The following is a 24,377-nucleotide window of genomic DNA, read 5'->3' as shown; positions in this document are numbered from 1 at the left end:
CCAGCACGGCCAGCGAGCCGGCGAATCGGCAAAGACTGTCCCCAATGACTAGTCATTTAAGAACGTCCCCGATGACTACTCTTGGACTTTGAGGGCCTCGGCCAGGCTGACGCGCTTGATAGAGCGCGTGTGTAGCAGCGCCACGACCAGATAGGTCGCAAAACCAATGCCGATGCATGCAGCCATGGACCAAGTGGGCACGTAGATCTCGATATTGCCGTTGTAGGCGAGCAACATAGAGCGGAAGATGGCCGTGAGCGAACCAATTATGACCGGCAGGCTCAGCACGAGCGACGCCACCACGCACAGCGTAATCGAGCGGATGTACAGATGCGAGATCTCGCTGTCGCGATAGCCAAAGACTTTCATGTAGCTGATCGAACGGGCGCTGTGGTCGATCACAGCCTTGGTCAGCAGGTACATAAACAGCAGGAAGATAAACACCGCGAGCCCGACCATCATGCCGATCATTTTGCCCATCATGCCGATGAACTGGTCGCCCACGGCACGCATGTCGTCGGGCGTGGTGTCGCCGGCAAAGTAACGAGCGTCGAGGTCGAGCTTCTCGTCGCTCACATAGCCGTTAAAGTAGGCGGCGTCGTTGTCGAACAGCTCGTTAAAGTCGTCGATACTCATATAGATATTCATGTCCGACTTGGAGCCCCAGACACAATCTTTGCCCGCGTACTCAAGGGAATAATGCTCGCCCTCGTACTTGTCGCCGAGCGCGACCTTCTGACCCTCGCTCCAGCCAAACTTATCGAGCAGACCGCCGCCAAAGACGACGCGCCCATCGCCGACGTTGAGGTCTTTCCAATAGCGCGAATCGGGCGAGATGCCGTAGACGGAAATCGTCTCCTCGCCATTACCATCGCCGCGGTCGTATTGCAGCTGGTAAACGGCATATTTCTCGGCCTGCGCGATTGCACCCGTGCCGTTGTCGGTCGTATTGACCGGGTGGATATCGTCGTTGTCAGTGTCGATCTTAGAGGCCTTGTCAATCAGGTCGATAGCCTCGTCGCGGTTGCAGTCGAGGGCATCGGCAAGATCGTCAAGGCGTGCGTAGAGCGCGTCCTTCTTGTCCTGGACCTTGGCAAGCGCGTCCTGCGCTGCGGCCAGGCTCTCGGCAGACGGAGACGCGGTCGCGGCATCGGCTGCCGCCCGCGCCGCATCGGCCGCGTCGTCAAGTGCGTCATCGGCATCCTGGGCGGCGGAAAGCAGCGCGCCGTCAACCGACTGCAAGCGCTCGAGTGCCGACCACTGCTCGCGCTCCTCGGCAGTACCCTCGAGCTCCAGCGGCGCCTTGAGCGTGTACTGGTGCTCAGCGACCAGGCTCGTCTCGAGGTTGTCCGCATAGTGCGTCATCGTGGGCAGAATCGCCAGGCCAAAGAGCAGCAGTAGCGACGCAAATGCAATGCCCACGAAGAGCGTGGCAAAGTTGCCCAGATTGCGCAGGAAGATACGCAGGCGGAAGCGGGAAACAAAACCCATGCGCTCCGGCAGCTGCAGGCCACGCTTGGTGCCCGATTTGCCGCTCGCCTCGTGACGAAGGAACTGCAACGGCGTCTTGCCCATTTTGCGAAGCAGGCCCACCAGCGTGATGAGGATGAGCGCGGCGGCGGGAACCACGGCGCACTTCACAAAGATCTCCCAGCTCCAGTACACCTGGAAGGGTGGCAGGCTGTACGAGCCGTAGTAGAGACCGCGCATGGGCTCGGTAAAGAACGCAACGCCGAGCGCAGTGCCCAAAAGCGCCGCGACCACGCCCACGATGGCGGGAAGTGCCAGGTAGTGCAGCACAATCTCGCGTCGACGATAGCCGCTGGCGAGCAGCGTGCCAATGATGGCGCTCTCCTCCTCGATGGTGGCGTCAGTGAGCACCACAAAGACAAACGCCATGATCACGATGATGATGTCGAGCAACGTCATCCACATCATGGAGTCGCCGTCCACGTCGTCGCGCGCATAGCCAATGCCCTGATTGGAATCGGCATCGATCAGATCGTCCACGCGCGCATCGGCATCGGCCAGCGCCTCGACCATGTCCTGTTCGGCATCGATGCGATCTGCAGTGGAGAGATCGCGATCGGCAAAGATGAAGGAGTAGGTGTAGGCAGGCGCGCCGCCGGCATCCTCGAGCGCGGCAAAGCCGGCATCGGTGACCTCGGCCACGCCGTACGTGATGGTGTTCACCGTAAAGTCCGAATTATTGAGGAACAGCGCCTGGCTATCGGGCTGGGTCATGATGCCGCAGATAGTGTAGATGCGACCCTCAAGCTCGACCTTATCGCCCACGGCAAGATCGTTGTTGGTGGCAAAAACGCGGTCGATGGCCACCTCATCGTCCGTCTTGGGCTGCCTGCCCTCACAGTAGGACGCGATATCGACCTTGGTGCGGTGCGCATAGGTGCGCAGCGTGCGCTTGGTGCCATCGTCGCCGGCGGTTTTTTTGATGATGGCGTCGATGGAGAAATTCTTGTAGAGTGTGACGCCGCCGACGTCGTCAGCCGCATCCTCGGCTGCCTTGAGCTGGTCTTTGGTGGCCTCGAAGGAGGTGGTCACGCGGCCGTCCTCGATCGTGTACGCATCGCGCATGTCGTCGATAAGGCAACCGATGGAATGCGCCGCGAGCAAAAAGCCCGAGGTAAGGGCGATGCTTCCGCACATGAGTAAAAAGATGCCCAGGTACTTGCCGATATTGCGGCGCAGCTCGCGCGGGAGTCGCTTTGCGAGAGGTGTCATGGTGTCGCCTACCAATCGAGTTCGGCGGCCGCGACGGGCGACTCGTTGAGCTCATCCTCGACAATGCGCCCGTCGCGCAGGCGCAGCACGCGATTGGCCATGCGCGCGATGGCGGCATTGTGGGTGACAATGATGATGGTGCAGCCGTAGGTGCGGTTGACATCCTCCATGAGCTGCAAGATTTCCTTGGACGTCTTGTAGTCAAGCGCGCCCGTGGGCTCGTCGCACAGCAGCAGGCCCGGGTTTTTGACGAGCGCACGGCCGATGGCGCAGCGCTGCTGTTGGCCGCCCGAAACTTGGCGCGGGAACTTGTTGCGGTGCTCGTAGAGGCCCAGCGAACGCAGCAGGTCGTCGACATTGAGCGGGTTTTTGGACAGGTGCGCCGTGACCTCGATGTTCTCCTTGATGGTGAGATCGGGCACCAGGTTGTAGAACTGGAAGACAAAGCCCAGCTCACGGCGTCGGTATTCGCCCAGGTCGGTAGGTTTGAGCACTGTGAGGTCGCAGCCGTCCACCATGATGGAGCCGCCGTCGGCATCCTCCAGGCCGCCGATCAGGTTGAGAAAGGTCGACTTGCCCGAGCCCGAGGGCCCCAGCATGACGCAGATCTCGCCGCGGTTGATGGACGTGTCGATGCCATCGAGCACCGTCAGGCGCGCATCACCATCGCCGTAGTGTTTCTTGAGCCCGTTGACCTGGACGTAGGCATGCTTTGTCGCCATGCTATCCCCCCATTGTTAGCCTGTTGCTACTTTTCTAGGGTAATAGTAAACCCAGGCGAACTATTTTTGGAGCGAGGCCTGGAATTTATTTCAGACTAGTCATTGGGTAGTCATTGGGTAAACATACTCATTGGGGACAGACTTAAATGAGTGAAATCGCTCATTTAAGTCTGTCCCCAATGAGTATGTCCCCAATGAGTGGTCCCAAAGGCCGGCATATTGGGACAGTCCTTGCCAACCCGTCCGGCAGACCGGCGAATCGGCAAAGACTGTCCCCGATGACTAGTCGTTTAAGAACGTCCCCAATGACTAGGTGGCTAGGCGCGGGATTTGTTGTGCGCGAGAGCTAGGCCTACGGCGGCGATGGCCGCGGCAAAGAGCACCGTGACGCCCAGATCGCAGGCGATGTCGCCCAGCACGGTGGACGTCAGGTCCGCGGCGAGCGCCTTGCCAATCGCGTCGTTCACCCAAAACGTCGGCACAAAATGCGCCGCGGTCTGCACGGCCGAGCCCATGAGCGACAGCGGCATCCAAGCGCCGCCCAAAAACGTCATGAGCATGCCAAGCAAGTTGCCCACGCCGTTGAGCAGCTCCTCGCGCGCGCCCAAGCTCGACAGCGTAAAGCCAACGGCCAGAGGCGTGCACGCCAGGGCAAACGTCGCCGCCAGCGCCAGGCACACACGACCCGCGCCGACCTCGGCAACCGCGCCGGCAAAGCCCACGACGCCCATCATGCTCGACACGAGCCAAATGCAGACGGTGAGCACCGCGGCAGCCGCGAACACAGCAAGCGAACGCTGGCGCTCGGAGACCGGGCTGGCCTCCATGCGGCGCACGCGCTCGGGCTCGTTCATGCCCGAGAACACCAATCCCACCGACACGATGACCGACGAGATGATCGCGTACGCGCCAAAGTTGAAGTACGACTTGAGCGTGGCGGCGGCAGTCGAGTAGACCTTGACCTGCTCAATCTCGACCTTCGCGCGCTTGGCGGCGGCATGCTCGGCGGCCTTTGCGACGCTGCCGTTAGAGGCGGCGGGCTCAAGTGCGGCCGCAGCGCCCGCGAGCGAGATCCACCGCGAGGCCTCGGCAGACGAGAGCGCCGCCGCCATGGTACCGGAGCCGTACGTCACATCGAGCTTGGGCAGGTCTTCCCCCGCACGGGCGGCTGCAACAAGATCGTCCTCAAACCCCTCCGGGATAAAGAACACGCAATCGGCGCTGCCCTTGGCGCTATTGCTCTTGGAGAGCGCATCCGCAAGGTCGTACGTGTCGTCACCAACGCCCGTGACCAGGTCAAAGCGTGAGCCTAGGTGCTTGGTAAGCGCCCGCGAAAGGTCGCTATTGTCGCGGTCGACCACGATCACGTTGGTGTCGTAGGGCTCGTACTCGGTAAGCTGCGACGAGTTCCAGCTCACCGAGGCCGCGATGAATACGCCCATGAGCGAGATGAACACCGTATAGATGAGCAGGTAGAACGGGTGCGCCAGCGCCATGCGAAGCGCGGTCTTAAAGGTGCTCATAGCGGCTCCTTCCAAAGATCAGCGTGGCGGCGGCAACGAACACCAGGGCCATCAGGACGAGCGCGCCGGCGCGAACGGCAAAGGGGCCCAGGTCCTCAAAGAAATACAGGCGGTTGAACATGTCGCAGATAAGCTTGACGGGATTGAGCCAGCACTCGGCCGGGCAGGCGCGGGCGACGTCGTCGGCAAGTGCCATCGCCGGCTCGCCGTAGAGGCCGGCGAACAGGGCGCACGTGGTGGCAAAGCCCGTGAGGATGCCCGACTTGGACGCCTTGCCACCCTTAACGGGAAGCGTGCCCACAAAGAGCCCCAGGCCCGTGGCGGCAAGCGCGGATGCAGCACCGCCCAGCAGGCACAGCCCCTCGCGCCCGCCAAAGTCGACGCCAACGACTAGGCGCACGTAGCCAATCGCGACCGCCATCGAGGCAAAGGAAACCAGCCACGAGCCGACAAAGATGCCGGCTAGCGACGCCGTCTTGGAAAGGCCACCCACGCAGCGGCGCGCGCCAAGGCCCGACAGATTGGGCTGCAGGTCGACGACGCTCAAGGCGGCAAACTCGGCAGACATCATCGCGACCAGACCAAAGAGCGCGTAGTAGTAAATGGTCGTGCCGTCGGGCGTGGTGCGCGTCAGGCTCACGCGACGGGTTCCGCCCTCGAGCGACAGGGCGCGCGCAACCGTCTCCGGATCGGCGAGCGCCGCCGGGTTGTCCTGGGCAATCTGGGACATGAGCTCGGCATTTTGTGTATACGAGCTTGCCACCGTCTCCAGAATGCTGCGGTCGATGAGCACCGTCGACGCACGCGAGCTGTCATAGCTCGACAGCAACGTGAGCTTGGGCGTGCCCGCAGCGTCGACCGTATAGATGCCCGCGACCTCGCCGGACTTGAGCGCACGGTTCGCGGCGTCCGCATCCTCGCACTCGTGAATCTCGAGCAGTTGATCGTCGCCCTCCTTGGCAAGCGAGGTCGCCACGTCCTTAAAGGACGAGGCCTCCCAGGCTTCGTCGGCAACGACGGCCACCGGCACCGGGTCGACCTTGCCGTCGGAGCTGAGGTTCGCAAACATAAACATGAACATCGTTGAAAGCGCAATGGGAAAGATCGCGCCCCAAACCCATGTACTCGGTCGACGCAATAGCGTCTTGAGCGTGGTGATGATGGTATTGAACATGGCCGCCCCCTAGTCGCGCAGCTCGCGGCCGGTGATCTCGAGGAACACGTCGTTGAGAGTCGGCGGCTCGCTCCACACGCGGCCGAGCGCCACGTCGGCGGCGCGCAGCGTGTCGAGGATGTCCACCAGGTTGTGCGGGCTCGCCTCGCAGGTGCAGACGAGCTCGCCGCCGGACAGCTCGACCGAAAGCACGTGCTCGAGAGCGCGCAGCCGCTCGACCGTGGCGGCCTCGACGGCGCCGACCTCGACAGTCACGCGCTCGCCCATCTGGATCATGCGCTTGAGCTCGTCGTTGGTGCCCTGTGCCAGCACGCGCCCGCCGTCCATGATCATGATGCGGCTGCAGATCTGCTCGACTTCCTCCATGTAATGGCTGGTATACACCACCGTGGCGCCCTCGTCGCGCAGGCGGCAGATGCCCTCCAGGATGGCGTTGCGGCTCTGCGGGTCGACCGCCACCGTGGGCTCGTCAAAAAAGATGAGCTCGGGCTTGTGCGCGATGCCGCAGGCAATGTTGAGGCGGCGCGCCAGGCCACCCGAGAGCTTGCCGGGGCGGAACTTGGTAAAGTCGCCCAGGCCGACAAAGTCGATCGCCTCGTCCACGAGCGCGCGGCGGCGCTTGCGGTCGCTGACGTAGAGACTACAGAAATAGTCGATGTTCTCGCGCACGGTGAGTTCGTCGAACACCGCCACCTGCTGCGGCACCACGCCGATGCGGCGCTTGAGGTCATAGCGCGTGGGCGTCATGGGTTCACCGAACAGCTCGATAGTGCCTTTGTCGTAGGAGAGCAGCTGCAGAATGCAGTTGATGGACGTGGTCTTGCCCGAGCCGTTGGGGCCCAGCAGGCCAAAGATCTCGCCGGGGGCGATGCTCAGATTAAAGTGGTCGAGCGCAATAAGATCGTCGTAGCGCTTGACGAGATTTTCGACGTGGACGATGTCTGTCATGAGGCGGCCCTTCTGTTGATTGCGGCCCGGTACGATTGCATCATCGCAGGAACCGCCGGCGCGCACCAGTGAGCTTTGTCACGAGTGCGGAGCATGGTCGCACGGCCTGTCGATGCCCCCAATTTGCCGCGCGGGAGGAATGTCACGGTTGCGCAGGCGGCCCCTCCACCACGCGCAGCTTCGCGTACAATACCCGTATGAACAGGCTTTTCGACAAATCGATCGTGCTGGCGTGCTGTATTGCGGCCGCTCTGGGCCTTGCTGTGGACGCTCGCCTGGTCGCGGCGTTTTGTCTTGGCGTTATTGCCACCTCGCTGGCCGAGGTCGCACAGGGAAACCGCGCCCGCCGTGCGAGCGAGGCCGTGAGCTACGCCTACATCATCGCGGCCGTCTTCGTGCCGCCGTTTGTGCCGTTTGCGCCTCTCGCCCTCTATGACATCGCGCGGCGCGTGCGCCGTGAGCACGCCTGGGTCGCGCTGGGCATTGGCGTCGCCTTTGTCTTTGCACTCATCGCGGACCTTCGCGCCGACGCGCTTGCCGCCCGAACGCTCCTGCTGACCGCCATCCTTTCGGTTGCCGCCACCTTGCTATCGCTACGTACCGCCCAGTTGGAGCGCGAGCAGCGGCGCATGCGCCGTACCCGCGACGAGCTGCAGGAACGAGCCCTCGTGCTCGAGGCACGTAACCGCGACCTTGCCGATCGTCAGGACTACGAAGTCGAGCTCGCGACGCTCGCCGAACGCGCCCGCATCGCGCGCGAGATCCACGATAACGTCGGGCACCAGCTCACGCGCGCCTCACTGCAGGCCGAAGCCCTGCGCGTGGTCCACGCCGACGAGCCCGGCGTCGCCGCCGATTTCGCCGACGTCAAACGCACGGTTGACGAGGCGCTCCAGCTCGTACGCACCAGCGTCCACGCGCTCAACGACAACGCTGTCGACCTTTCCGTGCAACTCGAACGCATTGTTGAAGGCGCGCGCTCGGACGGCGGCCCGCAGATTGAGCTTGAAGTTTTGGCCGAACATGCGCCCGCAAACGTCGCCAACTGCTTTGCGGCGGTCCTGCGCGAGGCGCTCTCCAACACCATGCGCCACGCTTGCGCCCATGCTGTCACCGTACGATGCATGGAGCATCCGTCGTTTTATCAGCTCATCGTTACCGACGATGGCGCGGGCGGGGTTCAAGCAAGCGGCCGCAACGTCACAGAAGGCATGGGGCTCGGCTCCATGCGCGAGCGCATCGAGGCGCTTGGCGGCACCTTTACCGCCGGCCCGCGTGCCGGCTCCCCCGGCTGGCGTGTGTTTGCCACCGTTCCCAAACCGCAAGGAGATGAGGGCCGATGAGGCTCATCGTTGTCGACGACGACCGCTTGGTGGTCGATTCGCTCAAGATTATCCTGGGCGCCCAGCCGCAGATCGAAGTGATGGGCACCGGCGCCAACGGCGACGATGCGATGGCGCTCTACGCCGAGCACGCGCCCGATATCGCGCTGCTCGACATCCAGATGCCGGGGCGTGACGGACTTTCGGCGGCACGCGAGATCCTTGAGCGCGACCCCGCGGCACGCGTCGTGTTTCTGACGACATTCTCGGATGACGAGTACATTGTATCGACGCTCAAACTGGGCGCCCGCGGCTACCTGATCAAAACCGATGCCGCCGCCATTCCGCCGGCGTTGACGCAGGTCATGGACGGCAAACGTGTGCTCGAGGGTAAGGCGATCGAGGACATCAACTTTGATGGGGCGGGTGCCGCGGCGGGCATGCCCCGCCGGCCCGCCGCCTTTGCCAGCCTGACCGACCGTGAGTTCGAAGTCGCCGAGCTCATCGCCCGCGGCCTCGACAACAAGGAGATCGCCGCCACCGCCTATATGGGCGAAGGCACGGTGCGCAACCACATCAGCTCGATCCTAGCCAAAATGGGCCTGCGCAACCGCACGCAGATCGCCATCGCCTACCTGCGGGGGTAGTTGTCCGACGACCAACCGCTCCGACATAGCAAAATGGCTGCCGCCGATTTAATGCCATTTCAAAACTATGCCGGTTTACGGGGCTAAACGCAGAACCCCCATCCATACCCGCGTTTTCTGCAAAATGACGGCTCGTCTACCTGCAGTTTTATTTTCACGAATATCGGCGTGGTTGGGGACTCGTGATTCAGCCCCGTAAACCGGCATAGTTTTGGAACCGCGGCGTCACACCGACACCCCACAAGCCATACAGAGCCAAAAATGATCCGTTTTCCTCCGCCCGCGGAGATCGGCTGACGGCGCCCGCCACGAAATGGGCCCATCTACTACGTTTAGTCCAGTACCCCCCGACCATACCTCTGTTTTTCAGAAAACCGCAGGCGTTCTACCTGCGGTTTTGTTTTCGCGTTTTTTTGGCATGGTTGGGGGTAAGGGGCTAAACGTAGTAGATGGGCCGATTTCGTGGCGGCCCTTCCTCCCCTACGCACAAAAGTGCCGCCACGGAGAAGGGAGACGTCTCCGTGGCGGCTGGGGGTGGGGGTGGGGGCTATGTTCTGGCTCCCCGCCGGCCGCCCGGGGCCTTTTGGCCCCGGGCGCTGCCAGCGTGCCTAGCGCTTACGGATACCCCAGACCAGGGCTCCGACGCCAGCCATGGCAATAACAAATGCCATGAGCAGCGCAGCGGCCTGCTGGTCACCCGTGGTGGGCAGGAAACCCTTGACCGTCTTGACGATGTTCGTCACGGTCTTGGGCGTGCCGGGATCGGGCGTCGGCACGGGCGTCTCGGGCTTCTTGTACGTATTGTTGAACACGATACCCTCGACGCTCTTGTCGCCCTTGGTAAAGGCGACGTTCGCCTTGAGGTTGCCCTCGCCGTCGTCGACCACGTTGACGGTCGCGGTAAAGACGGACTTGTCGTAGGTCATACCGGCCTCGTCGCCCTTGACCTCGCTGATGGTGTAGACGTACGTACCAGGCTCGTCGTACTCGAACTTGTCGAAGTTGATCTTGCCGTCGGCATCGTTGGTGACGGTGGACTCGATGTCCTCGCCAACGAGCTTAAAGCTAAACTCGTCCTTCTTGAGCTCGCGTCCCTCGAGCACCTTGATGGCGCCGATGGAAACCTGCGTGGGCATGGCGTGATACTTGTTGGTAAAGCCAGCCGACTCGGTGGTTCCCTCGAGCTTGTGCGTCGCGGTCAACGTGCCGTCGCCATTGTCGGAGACGGTGGTCACGACGGTGTAGGTCGTGCCGTCATAGGTGACGCCCTTGTACAGGCCGAGCGCGTTGGGGCAAGCCTCGCGCAGCGTGTACGTGTGCGTGCCGGGTGCCTCGTAGCGGATCGGGCTCAGCGTAACGTTGCCGTTGGCGTCGTTGGTGCCACTAGCGACAGTCACGCCGTCCTCGAGCAGCTCAAACGTGAACTCGCCAGCTGCAAGGTCACGTCCGGTCAGACGCTTGACGGTCGTGACCTGATCGGTCACGGAAGAATCGGTAGGCGCCACGCTGTACGTGTTGGTGAACGTAAAGTCCGCACCGTCGCCGCCGTCGCGCTTGACGCCCAGGTGCCCAGCGCCGTCGTCAGTCACGGTATAGGAAACCTTGCGCGTGGCGTTGGCGTCGTTGGTCACGCCAGGGGCGCTACCGGACTCGGTCACCGTGTAGGTAAAGGTGTGCGAGCGCGGGGCGGTGGGGGCTGCGGGCTCGGACTCGTCGCTGGGCTCGTCGGCGTTGACATCAGCGTCGGCGTCGGCCTCTTCAGCCTCTGCCTCGTCGGCCTCTGCCTCGTCGGCCTCTGCCTCGTCGGCCTCGGCTTCGTCAGCTTCGTCTGCCTCGGCCTTATCGGTCGCATCGTCCGTCACGCCCAGAGCGCGGTTGAGGTCCTCGAGCGTAAAGCGGATCTTGCCAAAGTCCACGTTGCCAGCCGCGTCGTTGGTTGCGGTCGTGCGCTCGGGCATCGGGGCACTAGCCTCGTCGGCGGTCACGGTAAAGGTGAACTTGCCCGTGATGTCAGCCGGGGTCAGGCCCTCGGCAGCTTGGAGCTTCTTAGTGCCGGTGAGCGCGGCATCGACGGCTTCGGCGCCGTAGACGTTCTCGAACAAGGGCTCGACGCCGCCGTAGTCGACCGTTGCCGTCAGGGTACCGTCACCGTTGTCGACGACGATAACCTTAAAGCCAAAGCTCCACGTTGTAGCGGAAACGCCATTCGGCAGCCCGAATAAATCTTCGTAGGCCGTGTAGTTAATGGTCCAGGCAAGCTTACCGTCCTTGTCGGTACGATGGGCAAGCCCAGCAGCCTCAAGATCAGCAAGCATCTTAGTGTCGTAGTGCAGCGTATCAAAGCTCACGTGCCCGCCGATATTGGGCTTGAGGTTTTCGTATGCCACAAGCTCACCCTGATAGGCGATGCCGAACCAGAACTCGCCGTCGGCCATCGGGCGGCCGGTCAGAGTCTTGGTGGCAACGACCTGAGCGGCGGTGCCGCCAGGCGTGTTGGTCGTAGCGCTGTAACTGTTGTGGAACGGCACCAGGGCCTTCTCGACCTTGCTCTCGCCACTCTTGTGGACCGTCTCATGCGTGCCCTCGGGACCGCCGGAAACGGTCGTCGTAGCAGTGAGCGTGCCGGCGGCGTCGTCGGCGATGGCGATCGTCACCGTGCGCACGGCGTCGTCGTAGGTGTAACCGGGCTGGCCGTCGTTCTTCTCGGCCACGGTGTACGTAAAGGTCTTGCCGGCGTCAGCCTGCGTAAATATAACCTCATGACCAGCCAGAATGTCGATCAGTCCGACCGTTGCCTCTGCCGCTGCGGGGGACTTGAAGCTATTAGCCCCGGGCAGCAGACCGAGCGCGCGAGCCGAAGCGTCGTCAGCAGGTGTCACGGTAAAGGTGAACTGACCCTCGGTCATGGGGCGGCCGTCCAGATACTTGCTGAGCCACAGACCGCCGGCAGCGGTGTAGTTAAGCTCAGTGCGGTACGTGTTGGTAAAGCGTCCGTTTTCCTTCTTGGTGACGTTGGCGGTCAGGGTGCCATCGCTGTCCTCGGTCACGGTCACTTCGGCGGTTGCGACATGCGCGTCATACGTCATGCCGACCGTGCTGCCCGCGTTCTCGCGAATCTCGTACTTATAGGTTCCGGCAGCGGCGTAGTGGATCTTACCGAACTTGATGGCGGCGATGCCGTCCTTCGCGTCCCTCTTGCTCACGGTTACGGTTGCGGGATCGGGCAGCGGGGCGCCTTCGGGGGCGGTGATGGTAAAGCTGAACTCGTCCCCATCCGTCCAGTCGCGGCCGTCAATGGCCTTGCTCAGGCCAAAGTCGAGCTCTGTGTCGAGCGGGGTCACGCTGTAGGAGTTCTTGAACTCAATGCTCTTGGCGTCCTCGGCACCCTTCAGCTCGTGCTTTGCCTCGAGCGTACCATCGCCCTTGTCGGTAATGGTCGTCACGATAGTGTAGGTCTTGTCGTCGTAGGTAATGCCCTTGCTAGTGGTTCCACCGTTGACCTCGCGCAGCGTATAGGTGTGCGTTCCGGCCTTGTCGTACTTCACGGGGTTCATCGTAATCGTGCCGTCGGCGCCGTTGGTGCCGGTAGCGACGACCTTGCCGTCCTCGCCCTCGACGAGCTCGAAGCTAAACTCGCCAGCCTTGAGGTCGCGACCGGTCAGGACCTTGGTCGCGGTGATCTGGTCGGTGACGCTAAACTCGTTGGGCTTCGGCTTGTAGCTGTTGTTGAATTTCGCCTCATCGGCTCCCTTCAGCTCATGCTTTACCACGAGCTCACCCTTACCGTTGTCGGTGACGGTCGTCTCGATGGTGTAGGTCTTGCCGTCGTAGGTGATGCCGTTGTTGGCGTCGCCCGGGACCTCGCGCAGCTTGTAGGTATGCTTGCCGGGCTCGTTGTAGGTGATCTCACTCATCGTGATCTTGCCGTCGGCGGCGTTGGTGCCGGTGGCGACGACCTTGGCGTCCTCGCCCTCGACGAGCTCGAAGGAGAACTCGCCTTCCTTGAGGTCGCGGCCGTCCAGGACCTTGGTCGCGGTGATCTTGTCGGTAACGCTGGAATCCTTGGGCGTCACGTTGTAGGCGTTCTCAAAGGTCGCCTTCTCGTCGTTCTGCAGCTTGTGCTCCACGCTGAGGGTGCCGTCGCCGTTGTCCTTGACGATGGTCACAACAGTGTACTCAGCGGTGCTGTAAGTAATGCCGTTTTCGATGGCGCCGGCCTTGGTCTCGCGCAGCATGTAGGTGTGCTCGCCAGCCTCAGTGTAGGTGACGGGATCCATCACGATTTTGCCGTCGGCATTGTTGGCGCCGGTGGCGACAACGTTATTGCCCTCGACGAGCTCGAAACGGAACTCGCCAGCCTTGAGGCCGCGCCCGTCCAGAACCTTCTTCGCGGTGATCTGGTCGGTGACGCTGGACTCGTTCGGGGCAGTGTTGTACTTGTTCTCAAAGCGTGCCGGCTTGGTGCCCTCGAGCGCATGGGTCACCTTAAGCGTGCCGTCGCCGTTGTCGATGACGCTCGTCTTGATGGTGTAGTTCGTCTTATCGTACGTAATCCCGTTGCTCAGCCCCGCCTCGTTGGGGAGCTTCTCGCGCAGTGTGTAGGTGTGATTGCCAGGCTTATCGTAAGTGATTTTATCCATGACGATTGTGCCATCGGCAGCATTGGTGCCGGTGGCGACGAGCTTGTCGCCCTCGACGAGCTCGAAGGAGAACTCGCCGGCCTTGAGGCCGCGGCCGGTCAGGACCTTGTTCGCCTTGATCTCGTCGGTGACGCTAGAGCTCTCGGAGGTCAAGCCGTAAGAATTCTTGAACTCGGCAGCCTTGGCATCCTTCAGGACATGATGGACATCGAGCGTGCCATCGCCATTGTCCGTAACCGTGGTCACGATGGTGTAGGTCGCGGTGCTGTAGGTGATGCCACCGGCGTCGCCCTTGACCTCGCGCAGCGTGTAGGTGTGCTCGCCGACCTCGGTGTAGGTGATCTTGTCCATCGTGATCTTGCCGTCGGCCGCATTGGTGCCCCTGGCGACGACATCGTTACCCTCGACGAGCTCGAAACGGAACTCGCCGGCCTTGAGGTCGCGCCCGTCCAGGACCTTCTTCGCGGTAATCTGATCGGTGACGCTAGACTCATTCGGAGCAGTATTGTACTTGTTCTCAAAGCGCGCCGGCTTGGTGCCCTCGAGCGCATGGGTCACCTTAAGCGTGCCGTCGCCGTTGTCGATGACGCTCGTCTTGATGGTGTAGCTCGTCTTATCGTACGTGATCCCGTTGCTCAGCCCCGCCTCGTTGGGGAGCTTCTCACGCAGCTTGTAGGTGTGAGTGCCGGGCTTATCGTAAGTGATTTTGTCCATGACGATCTTGCCGTCGGCAGCGTTAGTGCCCTTGGCGACGACCTTGTTACCCTCGACGAGCTCGAAGGAGAACTCGCCCTCCTTGAGGTCGCGCCCGGTCAGGACCTTCTTCGCGGTGATCTGGTCCTCGACAGGCTTCACGCTATAGGTGTTCTTGAACTCGGTCTCGCCCGAGATCTTTTCAACGTCAGCCTTAAGCCCACCTGTGGCCTTAACAGCCACGGTCACCTTGAACGTGGCAACGTTCTCGCTGTAGGTAATGCCACCGACGCCGCCCTTGACCTCGCGGACCTCATAGGTGTACTCGCCCGGCTTGTTATAGGTGATCTCGCCAAAGTTAATGGCCGCCTTGCCATTGTCGTCCAGGTCGGCATTGGTCACGGTCGCGGTCGCGGGTGCGGGCATCGGGGCGTCATTCTCGGACGTCGCGGAGAGCTCAAACTTAAACTCGTCCGTATCCGTCCAATCGCGACCCTCGAGCACCTTGGTCAGGCCAAAGCTCGTCTTGGTATCCACCGTTGCCGGCGTCACGTTAAAGCTGATCTTGCCGTTGTTGCCCAGGTGAACGTCAACCTCCGTGGCGTTGTTGTTCCACTTGGGGTTGAGCACGTCGGCCGCGGTGCGGGTGGGGTTGTCACCGCCCACACGCTCCTTGGTGGTATGCAATTCGTCAATAAAGGCCAGGCGCGCGGTTCCCTTGCTAAACGACAGGTTTCCGTTCGCGTCGCGCACGAAGGCGTCCTCAGAGCTCGCGGCGTCTCCGCCGGTAAACTCAATAACGGCAATACGGGATTCGGCCTTACCGTCTGCGCCCAGCGCCTCGAACTCATCCTTGTAGTAATAGATGCCCTCGGCAGCCAGCGAGCCCGTCGCAGGCGTTGTGCAGTTCTTATCCACATAAATGGGAGTCTGCTTCTGGAAATAGTAATAACGATTGGAATCGGCGGGCTCAAAGTTCGCAATCGTATCGCCCAGCGTACCGCCATTCCACTTGTTCGCGTAGAAGTTAACAGTCTTGGAGCCGTTCTCCGCGGTGATCGTATTGCTCTTGATGTAGTCCTTAAGCCCCACTACCTGCTCGGGTGTAAACAGGTTATCGAGCGCGTCTTTCTTAACACTCGAGGTGTAGTTCACCTGGATGGGCTCAGTATCGTCGACCGTAAGAACGCCATCGGTAATCTTAAAGTGGCGCAGCGGAATCAGCGACGCGGGAATCTTGACCGTTACGATATCGCCGGTCTGGGGCTCGCCCTTTCCGGCATGCTGAACGGTGATAACCAAGTTCGCGGCGGCACCAGTAAATGTATAGGTATCGACATTGCCCTCGGCCTTCATTGCCGGGCCAGTAAACGTCTCGCCGTTGTACACGACAGACGTAAAGTTGTCGACCTGCATAAAGTCGCCCAGCTCGTCAGTAAACGTAATATAGCCAGACTTATGCTCGCCATAACCGCCGTGAACTTCGGTCGGGTAACCGGCTTGGATAATGCTTCCCGAGATCTCTTCGAAGATTTTCTCGAGCTCAGAAGCGCTGGTTGCCGACTTGTAGTAATTGGCGTTTTCTGCGCGCGCACCAAAGTTGATGGTCCATTCGTCCCAGACAGAAATGCTGGATGAGGCGGCAGGATAGTTGCTCGACACGGCATGCATGAACTTATTCTCTTTGCTTGTGCCATCAGCCGTGGGGATGGCACTGGGGTTTACGCCGCTAAAGATACCGATCGTATAAATGTCGGCACCTTTATCCTTGATCTTCTTGGCGCTGTTGATAGCGTCATTGGCAACCTCGTTCTCGAATTCGTCCCAACTCGTGGGCGAGCCATCGGTGAAGAAGACGACGACCTTCTTGGCGTCGGCGCGATCAGACGAAATGCCCTCAGCCAGTTGTAAGCCGTAATCGGCTCGCGTGGCGCCAGCGGGACTGATGGAGTCGATCGTACTCTTAAGGCTCTCCGCGTCCTCGCCCTTGCAGAGCGTCAGCTTCTTCATGGTCTGCGAATAGTTGTAGCCGTATCTATCCTTACCGTTGCCGACATCAGTGGACTTTGTGCCCGCGAACTTAACGATGGCGACCTTGTGCTGCTTGGACTCATCTGCAATACCTTGGTTTTGCGTGGCGATGGTGTCAATAAAGCTATTGGCGGCCTTCTTCAGCGCATCAATACGCTTGGTTCCGTCATTTCCGCTCATGTCATCCTTCATCGAGCCAGAAGCATCCAACACCAGCACGATGTCGAGCGGCTTGCCGGAGACCGTCGTATCGGATGTCGAAGAGATAGCAGACAGCGTGGTCAGGAAATCAGAATCCCCGTTCTCGACTGCCTTGACCGTCTTATCGGTCCAGATTCGGCCGACGTTTTGAGTTGTTACTTCCTTGCCGTCATAGCCGCCGGCCCAGAACTTCCAGTAGTTGCTGGTATCGCGGTCGACGACCGTTTTTCCGGTCATGGCCGGTCCGTCCATTCCTGTGCTGGACCTGGCGTTGGCCTCGGGCAGCATGGCAAATGCTGCAGCCGGCAACACAAGCACTACGGCAAGTATCACCGCCAAGAGACCCCTCGTGTACTTACTCATCGCGTCTCCCTTCTCGCGGTCTCAGACCTTGCAACAGCCTAAAGTTACGAAATGAGACACAATTTGGGCAGGTGACACATGTTCCAGATTCTGTTTTGGGCGTGAGACAAATGTCTCACCAAAGTTGAGACACGGCGTTTTCGCAGGAAAACGGGTGCGACCGAAGATGGACGGGCCAAAATGGCCCAATTTCCTCCAGCCAGAGGGGGTTGATTAATAAACCCCGCCACGAAACCGGCCCATCTACTACGTTTAGCCCGATACCCCTGACCATAACCGCGTTTCATAAAAAACCGCAGGTGTTCTACCTGCGGTTTTGTTTTTGCGTTTTTCGCTATGGTTGGGGGTTGCCACTCAAAAGTAGTAGATGGGCCGGTTTCGTGGCGGCGGGGTCACGTGGCGGCCCTCGCAGGGCCAAAATGATCCGTTTTCCTCCGTCCTTGGGGGATCAAGGGCCGTCACCGATATGGCGCCATTTCAAAACTATGCCGGTTTACTACGATAAAAATAAGATCCCCGACCACGCGTGACTTTTTCGCAAAACCGCAAGCCGTCTACCTGCGGTTTTGATTTTGCCAAATGCGGCGCGGTTGGGGGTAGGCGATTTATCGTAGTAATCCGGCATAGTTTTGTTCACGGCGGCTCCACGGCGCGTTTAAGCGCGGGGCCGGCGGGGCATTTTTGCCCCGCCGGCCCCCATTCCAGCGCTATACCAGCCCCATCCCAGCTCTATTCCGGTTTGGTTTCCACCGTGGGAGCCTTGTTCGCCGCGACCGGAGTGTGGGCGGTATCCATAGTCAGGCAGTGCTTGGGGCAGCTCTCGATGCACTCGCCGCACACCACGCAAGCGTACGGATCGATCGACCAGGTACCGTCCTTGCGATCAACCGCGAGCGCGCCCGCCGGGCAGCGGCGCGCACACATACCGCAGCAAATGCACACGTCCATGTCGTTGACGATGTGCCCGCGCAGGCGCTCGGGTGCCGCGAGCTTCTCCTGCGGATAGCACACCGTGACCGGCTGCTTGACCATAGAACCCAAGGCCGTCTTGGCAAATGTCAGCAAACTCATGCCGTGCCTACCTTTCCGTGCAGCTAATGCAGGGGTCGATGGTCAGGATAATCATGGGCACGTTGGCAAGGAGCACGCCCTGCAGCGCATGTGTCAGACCCGCCAGGTTCTGCGACGTCGGCGTGCGCACACGGAAACGGTCCAAGTTCTTGGTGCCGTTGCCGCGCACATAGTAATACGCCTCGCCGCGCGGCTGCTCAATCACAACCTCGCCGCGCGCGCCGTCGGCCGGCGTGAGCTTGGTGCGCCCGCCGATACCGTCGTGCGGAATCTTGCCAACAAGCTCCTTAATGATGTCCATGGCCTGCGTGACCTCGGCGCAACGCACCTGGCAGCGGGCATAGCAGTCGCCGTCGGTCGCCACGATGGGCTCAAACGCAGCCAGATCCGCATAGGCACCGTCGCCGAACATGCGCACGTCGTAATCCACGCCCGAGGCGCGGCCGAACGGGCCGACCATCGAAAGCTCCAGTGCATCTTTCTTGCTGATCACGCCCACGCCATGCAGGCGCTCGCCGCAGCTGGCGTCGTCCAAAAACGTATGCACCAGGGCCTCGTAGTCGGGGCGCATGGCATCGAGCGTCTGGACAATGCCGGCCAGCTCGGAGTCCTCAATATCGTGCTTAAGGCCGCCAATCTCGTTGATCGACAGAATCACGCGACCGCCGCACGTGCTCTCGAAGATCTTGAGAATCTGCTCGCGCAGGGTCCACGAACGATAGAACAGCGCCTCGAAGCCAAAGGCATCGGCGAGCAGACCCAGCCACAGCAGGTGCGAGTGGATGCGCGAAAGCTCGTGCAAAATGGTGCGGATATACTGCACGCGGCCGGGCACCTCGATGTCGAGCATGCGCTCGCAGGCGCTGGCATAACCGTAGCTGTGGCCCACGGCGCAAATGCCGCAGATGCGCTCGGCGATGTAGCCAAACTGATGCATGTCGCGCTTTTCGGTGAGCTTCTCGAGTCCGCGGTGCACAAAGCCGATCTGCGGAATTGCCTCGATAACGCGGTCATCCTCGATCACCAGGTCCAGATGAAGCGGCTCGGGCAGCACCGGGTGCTGCGGGCCAAACGGAATAACGGAGCGATGTGCCATGGACCTTACGCCTCCTTTTTCTGCTTGTCGCGGGCGGCCTTGGCGGCAAGCGCCGCGCGGACCTTGGCCGCTTTCTCGGGATCCATGGCGGCGAGCTTTGCCTCCATCTCGGCGGCTTTAAGTGCGGCCTTGGCCGCGGCCTCGTCATGCTGAGTATCGGAGCCGGCAGCCGCAGCGGGCTGAGCAGCGGCGCCCGCGGCATCGCCGGCGCCCGCAACGCCCTCCCCCGCAACAGCCGCAGCCGCGGCGGCCTTCTCGGCCGCGGCCTTGCGCGCCTTAGCCTCGGCAGCCGCGCGGACCTTCATGGCCTTCTCACGCGCGGCCTTCACCTCGGGCGTGATAACGCTCATGGGCTCGGCAGTCGAGACCTGGTAGAAAAAGCCCTTAAAGTCGATCTGCATGTCGGTGATGGCAAGACCAAACAGGTCGTGCGCTTCATTTTCAAACGGGAACACCGCGGGGTAATACGAGCTGATGGACGGAATCTCCTGGTACTGGTCGATGCCCTCAGCCACCAGGTTCTCAATCGCATAGCTGCCGTCCTGCGCAATATGCTCCTGAGCAGCACGAACGTTGATAAACGTATAGACCAAGCGATACGAGCCGTCGTCGACGCTACGCTCGGCGTGCATTTGCACAAAGCGTGCACCGACGCCCTTAAGCGCCTGGACATGCGACAGGAGCTCGTCGATCCCGACGGTGGTATAGATAGCCTTTTGCATTACTCGGCCTCCTTTGCAGCGACGGACGCGGCGGGCGTCTCAGCAGGTGCGTCGCCAGCGGCAGGCGCGTCGCCAGCGGCAGGCGCGTCGCCGGCCCCAGCCGCGGCCACAAACCCGTCCTCGCCCAGATCAACGCCACCGTCCCAGGTAGCAGCACCGCCTACGGTGAGCGGATCGCCGCCGGCGCGCATCACGGCCTCCTTCTGGTCCAGGATGCCGCACGCCTCCACGATGGCATCGATCACCGTCTCGGGGCGAATGGCGCACCCGGGCGCGTACACGTCCACAGGAATCGCGCGGTCCACGCCGCCGATCACGTTGTAGGCATCGCGGAATACGCCGCCCGAGCACGCGCAAATGCCGCACGCCACAACGCACTTGGGCTCGAGCATCTGGTTGTAGATCTGGCGCACGACGGGCAGGTTCTGGGCATTGACCGACCCCGTCACCAAAAAGATATCCGCATGCTTGGGGTTGCCGGTGTTGACCACGCCAAAGCGCTCCGCATCGAACAGCGGCGTGAGCGAGGCCAGCACCTCGATATCGCATCCGTTGCAGCTCGAGCCGTCGTAATGAATAACCCACGGCGAGCGCGACATTTTATGATCCATGGATGCCGCCTCCTAAATAAACACGTCGACAAGGATGGGCATGAGGTTGAGCAGGCCAAACACCAGCGCCACGCCCCAGCCGAGCTTAAAGCAGCTGCGCCAGGTGCTGCGCGCGAAGGTGTTATCAATCAGCACCTCGACAAAATACGTCGCGACCATCACGACCAGGGCAACCACCCAGCTCACCGGGTTGTCCCAAACAAAGAACATGCCCACCCACATCAAAAACAGCACGGTCTCGCACCAATGCATGAGGGTCATCTTGGCCAGCGTGCCGCCGCTCATCTCGGTGGCGACACCCTGGACAATCTCCTGATGCGCGTGATGCGAGTACGAAAGGTCGAACGGCGACTTGCGTAGCTTGATGGTGAGTACCGCGAGCAGCGCGAGGAAAATGGGCGCGCTGTACACGATGATGGGGGCCGACTGTCCCGTCACGGCGATGGAATCGAAGCTGTCGGTGGCAAGGTACAGGCCCACGCTCATCAGCAGAACGGCGGGCTCGTAACTCATAACCTGCAGCAACTCACGATCGGCGCCAACCTGGGCAAACGGGCTTTGCGTCGAGGCGGACGCCAACACAACAAAGATCGCGGCGAGCGTCACCATAAAGGCGCACAGCAGCGTGTTGGAGCCCGACACAAAGATGCCGCCGCCCACCACGGTAAAGATGAGTGCGCACGCCATGTAGGTATCATCCATGGTGTTTACGCTGGCAGGGGCCTTGCGCAGCAGCTTGGCAACGTCGTAGAAAGGCTGGAGCAGGCGCGGACCCACGCGGCCCTGCATGCGGGCCGAAAGCTTGCGATCAAGGCCGTCGATCAGTCCACCCACAAGCGGCGCAATCAAGGCAAACGCCACGGTACCAATAAATATGCCCACGACACCCGAACCTTCAAAATACTTGCCGCGCAGCACCGAGGGCGCGCTCATGGCAAGCCGCTCGGGCCCAATCCACGCGCAACACAGCAGCGCAAACAAGATAATGCTGCAACACACGACGCTACCCGCGGGGCCAATACGCTTCTCGCCAAGGGCGTCCTCCGAGTACCAATTGCGCTTTTCGGCCTTCATCTCGTGTCCCATCGAGCCGCGGAAATGGCGGTAATTGTCGGTTCCCACGCCCGAAAGATATACGTTTACGTGCGGTTTGTTGCTCACGCGGAATGAAGTCAGCAGCACCACGGCGATAAACGCCACGATAACCACCATCAAATACATGGAGTCCTTGCCAATAACGTACGGCACGCGGCCAAACACCATGGCCAAGTAAGGCGACACCAGGCCGCTCGAGATGAGCGGGAACGCCACGCAACAAAGAATCAGCAGCGCGGCGATGGTGTTGAGGGCCATCCATTCGGTCTTATGGACATTGACCTCAACGTTTTGAGCCGTGGGGTCGACGCCCGAAAGCTTGGCAAGCCATTTACCCCAGAAGAAGAACGTCGCGGCCGAGCCAAAGGCAAGCACCATGATCATGAGCACGTTGCCGGTCTGCGCAAACGCCACCAGGGCGCCCCACTTGGACACGAGCATGCCAAACGGCGCCACGAACATGCCCATAATGCCCAGCATCATCAGGCGCGTCAGGTGCGGCATGCGGCTGAACATGCCGTCCATGTCCTCGATATTGCGGCTGCCGATATGATGCTCGGCCGTGCCCACGCACAGGAACAGCAGTGACTTTGCCACCGTATGGAACAGGATCAGGAAGATGGCGGCCCACACGGCCTCGGGCGCGCCGACGCCCAAGCAGGCACTGATGAGGCCCAGGTTGGAAATGGTGGAGTACGCGAGCACGCGTTTGGCGTTGCTCTGCGAGATGGCCATGAGGGCCGCGAGCAAAAACGTGATGGCACCCACACTCGTGACCATAAAGCCGGTCACGGGATAGATGGCATACAGCGGGCTCAGCTTGACCATCAAAAACACGCCGGCCTTGACCATGGTGGACGAGTGCAGCAGGGCACTCGTGGGCGTGGGGGCGACCATGGCGCCGAGCAGCCAGGTGTGGAACGGCATCTGTGCGGCCTTGGTGAGTGCGGCGAGCGACAGCAGAACGACCGGCATCACCAGCAGCGCGGACTGCGCGGTACCGGCACCGGAAAGATCGATCATGCCCGAGATGGTCAGCGGCATGCCGTTAACGTGCAGGTACATGAGTCCGGCCAAAAACGCGATGCCGCCCAGCATGTTGAGGATGATTTGGGTAAAGGCGTTCTTGATGGCCTCGGGCGTACGCGTGTAGCCAATCATAAGGAACGAACACACGGTGGTGATTTCCCAGCCGCAGAACAGCCACTCAAGGTTGTCGCTCGTCACGATGACGAACATGGCCGAGAGGAACAGGAACATGAGCGCCAGGAACTGCGGGCGACGGTCGGGCGCGGTCTGCCCGCGCAGCGCGGCCTCGTGCTCGTCATGGGCCTGGAAGTCCTTCATGTAGCCCAGGGCATACAAGCAGATTAGACTGCCAACGATGCCGACGGCGAGGACCATGATCACGCTCATGTAGTCCAGGTAGAGTGGCGTTGCCGTGACGGCTTCGGCCGCGGGCAGCGTCATGGCTGCAAAGGCGAGCGAGCCCACCAGCTGGACTATGCCGAGCACCGTGGTGAGCGCGTTCCTATATTTGTACGCGTTGTACAGGATGACAGCGCACAGGATGACGTCGATAACGGAACTGATGATCGAGAGCACATGCGAGGTGCCGGGGGCAACCTCAAAGCTCTGCGGACCCGTGCCAAAAAACATGACGGCGACTACAACTGTCACCGCCATAATAATGCCGGAGCCTATGAGCCCCGCCGCATCGCGGGCGCGGTCACCGCGCGCGAGCAGCATGCCCAGCGCCGGTACCAGCGGAAACAGGGTAAGGAAATACAGTAGCGTCATACCATCACTCCCCCATGCTAAAACGCTGCAATTGTTTAACGTTATAGCTCAATTGAGGAGTAGCGGCGGCGGGTTTTCGGTCAACTGGGGAATTTTAGGCGTACGGGGTAAGGGCACGCCCGCATTGGAGCAGAGGGGCGGCAAGAAAAATGCGCCCCTGTGGGTGCACCATCCCGTTTGCTATTCCGCCTTTTTAACGCGCGGCTTGCGACCGCGCGGCTTATCGACCAGTGCGGACTCACCGCTCTCGCGGTACTGACGGCACCAAGCCTTGACCGAAGACTCGCTAGGAATCTTGTGCTTGATCATGGCCTCGCGAACCGTTAAGCCGTTTTCCAAGCGGTCCTTGACCACGGCGAGCTTAACTTCGTACGAATAGGTGTGATGATGCGAACCGGCGTTGAGAACGGCGTCGGCACCGCCCACGGCATATGCGCGGGCCCACTGACGAGCCGTGGCCTGGGGAATGCCGAGCTCCGCGGCGAGGGCGCGATGACCGACCCCCTCTTGGAGGACCTCGACGGCGCGCTGCCTAACCTCGGGCGCATGCGTGCGAGTCCTTGTTGCTTCCGACATACCTGCCACTTCTTAGCCTTAACCGTTAATCTGCTTTCTTACGTGCATGTTAGATAGTAGCATTTTGCTGTTTGCGCGTAACAGTTAATTGAAAATCGCACGGCGGCATCTGGGCATTTGCCATTAATTTGCAACAGTTCTTTAGGTTTTATTTACGCAGCTAGTTAGCTCGCGGCTCATTGACGGTGTTTTACCAACCAGATTGGTATCTTTTTGTTTGGCTGGTATGGTTTGTGTAATTATTAACCCCTCTTCAGCCCGCACCTACATGTCAACTTTCCACTTACTTTCCAGCTTTCCACCTAGCTTTCCAGCTTTCCACTTAACTTACCACCTAAGGTGGAAAGCTGGAAAGCTAGGTGGGAAGCTGGGGCAGCAGCAGGCCAGGAGAACAAGAAAA

General features: G+C 60.9%; 14 protein-coding genes. 2 read left to right on the top strand and 12 right to left on the bottom strand.

The features are described 5' to 3' along the window. Window positions 1-75: 75 nt before the first annotated feature. From DW180_RS02785 to DW180_RS02765, 5 genes are all read right to left on the bottom strand, one after another. On the bottom strand, window positions 76-2,742 hold the full coding sequence (locus tag DW180_RS02785; protein WP_118237327.1) for an ABC transporter permease: 2,667 nt from the start codon (window positions 2,740-2,742) through the stop codon (window positions 76-78). 8 nt (window positions 2,743-2,750) lie between these two features. Continuing rightward, a complete protein-coding gene (locus DW180_RS02780; RefSeq protein ID WP_118237325.1) occupies window positions 2,751-3,464 on the bottom strand; it encodes an ABC transporter ATP-binding protein in 714 nt (237 codons plus the stop codon). A gap of 317 nt (window positions 3,465-3,781) precedes the next feature. Further along, window positions 3,782-4,987: an ABC transporter permease gene (locus DW180_RS02775; protein ID WP_118237323.1), complete on the bottom strand. Its 1,206-nt coding sequence runs from the start codon at window positions 4,985-4,987 to the stop codon at window positions 3,782-3,784. Further along, window positions 4,974-6,161 carry an ABC transporter permease gene (locus tag DW180_RS02770; RefSeq protein WP_118237321.1) on the bottom strand — a complete coding sequence of 396 codons (1,188 nt, stop codon included), beginning with the start codon at window positions 6,159-6,161 and terminating at the stop codon, window positions 4,974-4,976. Before DW180_RS02770 ends, DW180_RS02775 begins: the two co-directional genes overlap by 14 nt. Before the next feature lie 9 nt (window positions 6,162-6,170). Beyond that, on the bottom strand, window positions 6,171-7,109 hold the full coding sequence (locus tag DW180_RS02765; RefSeq protein ID WP_118237377.1) for an ABC transporter ATP-binding protein: 939 nt from the start codon (window positions 7,107-7,109) through the stop codon (window positions 6,171-6,173). 197 nt (window positions 7,110-7,306) lie between these two features. On the opposite strand from DW180_RS02765, the gene DW180_RS02760 reads away from it, so the two are divergent. Both DW180_RS02760 and DW180_RS02755 read left to right on the top strand, forming a co-directional pair. Next, the gene (locus DW180_RS02760; protein WP_118237319.1) at window positions 7,307-8,452 is read left to right on the top strand and encodes a sensor histidine kinase; all 1,146 of its coding nucleotides are present in this window, start codon (window positions 7,307-7,309) and stop codon (window positions 8,450-8,452) included. Beyond that, entirely contained in the window at window positions 8,449-9,078 is a 630-nt protein-coding gene (locus DW180_RS02755; RefSeq protein WP_118237317.1) for a response regulator transcription factor, read from the top strand. Before DW180_RS02760 ends, DW180_RS02755 begins: the two co-directional genes overlap by 4 nt. Before the next feature lie 608 nt (window positions 9,079-9,686). On the opposite strand, the gene DW180_RS02750 is transcribed toward DW180_RS02755, so the two are convergent. The 7 genes from DW180_RS02750 to DW180_RS02715 form a co-directional block, all read right to left on the bottom strand. Continuing rightward, window positions 9,687-17,006, bottom strand: a complete 7,320-nt coding sequence (locus DW180_RS02750; RefSeq protein WP_118237315.1) for a Spy0128 family protein — start codon at window positions 17,004-17,006, stop codon at window positions 9,687-9,689. A gap of 729 nt (window positions 17,007-17,735) precedes the next feature. Continuing rightward, on the bottom strand, window positions 17,736-18,077 hold the full coding sequence (locus DW180_RS02745; protein ID WP_118237314.1) for a 4Fe-4S dicluster domain-containing protein: 342 nt from the start codon (window positions 18,075-18,077) through the stop codon (window positions 17,736-17,738). 7 nt (window positions 18,078-18,084) lie between these two features. Beyond that, the gene (locus DW180_RS02740; RefSeq protein ID WP_118237313.1) at window positions 18,085-19,173 is read right to left on the bottom strand and encodes a nickel-dependent hydrogenase large subunit; all 1,089 of its coding nucleotides are present in this window, start codon (window positions 19,171-19,173) and stop codon (window positions 18,085-18,087) included. Between the two features lie 5 nt (window positions 19,174-19,178). Continuing rightward, entirely contained in the window at window positions 19,179-19,895 is a 717-nt protein-coding gene (locus DW180_RS10210; RefSeq protein WP_158570919.1) for an NADH-quinone oxidoreductase subunit C, read from the bottom strand. Further along, window positions 19,895-20,506, bottom strand: coding sequence for an NADH-quinone oxidoreductase subunit B family protein (locus DW180_RS02725; RefSeq protein WP_118237311.1), 612 nt, complete (start codon window positions 20,504-20,506; stop codon window positions 19,895-19,897). Before DW180_RS02725 ends, DW180_RS10210 begins: the two co-directional genes overlap by 1 nt. 12 nt (window positions 20,507-20,518) lie before the next feature. Then, complete coding sequence (locus tag DW180_RS02720) at window positions 20,519-23,401, bottom strand: proton-conducting transporter membrane subunit (RefSeq protein WP_118237309.1); 2,883 nt, start codon at window positions 23,399-23,401, stop codon at window positions 20,519-20,521. A gap of 180 nt (window positions 23,402-23,581) precedes the next feature. Further along, the gene (locus tag DW180_RS02715) at window positions 23,582-23,977 is read right to left on the bottom strand and encodes a helix-turn-helix domain-containing protein (RefSeq protein WP_117564058.1); all 396 of its coding nucleotides are present in this window, start codon (window positions 23,975-23,977) and stop codon (window positions 23,582-23,584) included. Window positions 23,978-24,377: the final 400 nt, after the last annotated feature.

Origin of the sequence: Collinsella sp. AM16-21, from assembly GCF_003471905.1 — a bacterium.
Taxonomy (GTDB): domain Bacteria; phylum Actinomycetota; class Coriobacteriia; order Coriobacteriales; family Coriobacteriaceae; genus Collinsella.
This window is presented reverse-complemented; position numbering and strand designations above follow the sequence as displayed.